This is a genomic window from Corallococcus llansteffanensis (genome assembly GCF_003612055.1).
Lineage (GTDB): Bacteria > Myxococcota > Myxococcia > Myxococcales > Myxococcaceae > Corallococcus > Corallococcus llansteffanensis.
Genome location: NZ_RAWB01000812.1, coordinates 1 through 3348, shown reverse-complemented (window position 1 = coordinate 3348; position 3348 = coordinate 1). Strand labels below are relative to the sequence as shown.

Below are 3348 nucleotides of genomic sequence, written 5' to 3'. Positions count from 1 at the left end.
CCCCATCCCCGATGCCGATGGCGTGGCCCTGCGTGTAGTCCACGTTGCGCGTCCACGCGGAGCCCACGGCCACCAGCGCGTGCCGCACGCTGCCCGCGCGCAGCGCCTCCCACGCCAGCACCACGCCCATGAGGAAGTTCACGAAGTCCGTCTGGACCGGCACCACCAGGGCGCCCTGCCCCAGCCCCAGCTCCCGGTGGACGGCGTAGAGCGCGTTGGGCGTGACGAACTCCGACACCGACACGTAGCCGTAGAGCCGGTCCACGTCGGCGGGCGTCAACCCCGCGTCCTCGAGCGCGGCGGCGCCGGCCTTCGCGGTGAGCGACGCCAGCGACTCACCGGGCGCAAGCACCCGGCGCTCCCGGTTGCCGTAGAAGAGCGCGTGCTCACCACCGCCCGCGGCGGCGGCACGGCGCAGGGGCTCGAAGAGCGGGTCGTCGTTGCCGCGCACCTGGGCGGGCACCGCGGCGCCCACTCCCAGCAGCGCGTACGTGGGGGACGTCATGATGCGCTACGTCGCGTCCGACGCCACCGCGGCGAAGCGCTCGCCGTAGGGCGGCACCTCGCGGTAGTCGATGCGCGCGATGATGACCTGCGGCTGGCCCGTCTCGTCCGCGCGCCGCAGCGCCTCCGGCAGGAGGGCGTCCAGCTCTCCCGGTGCCGTCACCGTGTAGGCGCGCGCGCCCAGCGACTCGGAGAAACGCTCCAGGTCCGGGTTGCCCAGGCTGTAGAACTCGTCCTCCAGCGGGTACGACCGGTCCTGCACGTGCTCGCCGTGATTCACCGTGCCCAGGAAGTTGTCGTTGAGCACGATCGTCACCGTCCCCACGCGGTAGCGCGAGGCGGTGAGCATCTCCACGCCGTTCATCAGGAACGCACCGTCACCGGTGATGGCCACCGCGGCGCGCTCCGGGCGGCCAAGCTTGCCGCCAATGACGGCGCCGCAGGACCAGCCCATGGACGACAGGCCACACGGGTAGAAGACGCGCGTCGGGGGCGTCACGTGCAGCATGTTCGACGTCCAGGCCGTGCAGTTGCCCATGTCGATGTACAGGTCCATGTCCGGACCCAGGTGCTTGTCCAGCTCCGCCATCAACTGCTGCGGCTTCACCATGCCCTCGGCCTGCGCAGCGCGCACGTGGGGCGCGGGCTCCTTCAGCGCCATCACCTGCGACCAGCGCTCCTGCACGCGCGCGCCGCTGGACGGGCCAATCATCTGCCCCAGCTCCGCCAGGCCCGTCACCACCGAACCCACGTCCGCCACGATGGGCAGCCGCACCGGCAGGAACTGGCCGATGTTGGCCGCGTTCACGTCCACCTGGATGACGTGGTGGATGGCCTGGAAGTGCTTGTGGAAGCTGCGGGTGGCCCACTCGCCCAGGCGGCTGCCCAGCACCAGCAGGACATCCACGCCGTCGCGCAGGTACGTCTCGGAGCGCTTGCTGCCCGCGAGCCCCAGCACGCCCAGCGAGAGCGCCTCGCGCTCGGAGAAGAGCCCCTTGGCGCGCACGCTGGTGGCCACCGGGATGCCGTGCTGCGTGATGAAGGCGTTGAACGCCTCACCGTGCTGCCCCATCGCCTCACGCGCGCCCGAGCCCAGGAAGATGAGCGGACGGCGCGCGGTGCGCAGCATGGTGAAGGCGGCGCGCAGGTCCTCGAAGGGAGCGGACGGGGGCCGCGCGCGGAAGGCGCCGCGCGTGGTGGGCACCGTGGCGCGGTGGATGGGCTGGCGCGCGATGTTGGCCGGGATGCTCAGGTGCGCGGCGCCGCCGGGCAGCCCCTGCGCGGTGCGCAGCGAACGCGCCAGCAGGCGCTGGAAGCTCTGCGCATCCCCGACCCCCACGGAGCTGGCGCACGCCTGGCGGAACATCTCCACCGTGTTCACGCCGTGGGTGCTGCTGCTCTCCTGGAGGGCCATCAGGCCGACGCGTTCCGTGGGGACGTTGCCGCTGATGGCCAGCAGCGGCACGCCGTCCAGGTGCGCGGAGGCGACCCCCGTCAGCGCGTTCGTGGCACCGGGGCCCGCCGTCACCATGCACACGCCCAGCTTGCCCGTGGCGCGCGCGTAGCCATCCGCCATGAACGCCGCCCCGGACTCATGGGACGCGATGATGAAGCGCATGGAGGCGTGCTTGCGCAGCGCCTGCTGGAACGGCGCGATGTTGCCGCCCGGGACGCCGAACACCGCATCCACCTCTTCGGCCTCCAGGTGCGCGATGACGCAGTCGGTGACGGACAGGTCCTCCACCGTCTTGAAGCCGCGTGCGTTCGCATCCCCGTACATCGGGATGGGGTCGCCATGCCGCGCCTCGAGCACGTTCACCTGCCCGGCGGTCGGAGCTTCATGACGAAGCGCCTCCACCGACAACTCGGTCCTCTTCGTGGACGAGGGAACGGACTGCAGCTCAGCGAGCGAGGAGGTAGACATCGGGCGGCGTCTCCAAGGCCCCGGGTCCCGTTAGACTCGACTACACGGCGAGTCGCTGCCACCGAGTCCGGGGAAGAACCCTCGATGCATGCGGCAGTTTTGCGGGGGTGCTGAAAAGATGCATCGCCTTCCTAGCGAGACTGTCGGCGATTGGGAAGTAAAAACCTTGGAAAGTTTGCGTGACGCTGGATTCTTACAGTTCACGACGATTTCCTCCGTCCACGGATACGGACCTTCCTGGTTTCACGGGGAGCGCGGGACGGCTCGAGCGGACGGTTCGCGCGTACGGAAGCCACGCGAGTGTGGATCCATGGACGTGTTGGCTGGAGTAGGCTTCGAGGGTGCGCCGCCTCCGGTTCGGGTCGCACGGAAAGACGCGCACCACCAATTCAAAGTGGGGGTTGTCATGGCTGAGAATTTGCGGACGGAGTTCGGCTTCCGGATGAATGCGTCGGGCTACATCACGCCTGCCGAAGCCAAGGCCTGGTTCGAGGATCTCAAGACGAAGGTGGCGGTGAAGAAGGGCCGGCCCTTCGGCGTGCTGGTGGACATCCGGGGCCAGAAGGCGAACCCGCCGGAGACGCAGGAGATCACCAAGCAGGCGATGGGCTGGCTGAAGCAGAACGGCATGGTCCGCTCGACGGTGGTGCTCGACAGCACCGTGGCCCGCCTGATGATGGTGCGCATGGCGAAGCAGAGCGGCGTGTACGAGTGGGAGCGCTACATCGACGCGTCGAAGGATCCGGACTGGGAGCACAAGGCCATCGACTGGATCGTGAACGGGTCGGAGCCGTCGAAGGAAGAGGACGCGGCGGCCTGACGTTCCGCCCAACCTACAAGGTGAGGGCGGTGATGACCTCCGGGTCCACCGCCTCCCTTGTCGGGCGGGGTCCTGCTCCCGCCCACCCCCTGTCCTGAAA

At 69.4% G+C, this 3348-nt stretch carries 2 protein-coding genes and 1 pseudogene; 1 reads left to right on the top strand and 2 read right to left on the bottom strand.

Translation table 11 applies throughout. The features are described from left to right. Together D7V93_RS40575 and D7V93_RS40570 are read right to left on the bottom strand one after the other, a co-directional pair. A pseudogene (locus D7V93_RS40575) lies at positions 1-505 on the bottom strand (3-oxoacyl-[acyl-carrier-protein] synthase III C-terminal domain-containing protein); the annotation flags it as partial. A 6-nt stretch (positions 506-511) separates the two neighbouring features. Beyond that, a complete protein-coding gene (locus D7V93_RS40570; RefSeq protein ID WP_120648364.1) occupies positions 512-2428 on the bottom strand; it encodes a thiamine pyrophosphate-binding protein in 1917 nt (638 codons plus the stop codon). A gap of 406 nt (positions 2429-2834) precedes the next feature. On the opposite strand from D7V93_RS40570, the gene D7V93_RS40565 reads away from it, so the two are divergent. Then, a complete protein-coding gene (locus tag D7V93_RS40565) occupies positions 2835-3248 on the top strand; it encodes a hypothetical protein (RefSeq protein ID WP_120648363.1) in 414 nt (137 codons plus the stop codon). Positions 3249-3348 lie beyond the last annotated feature (100 nt).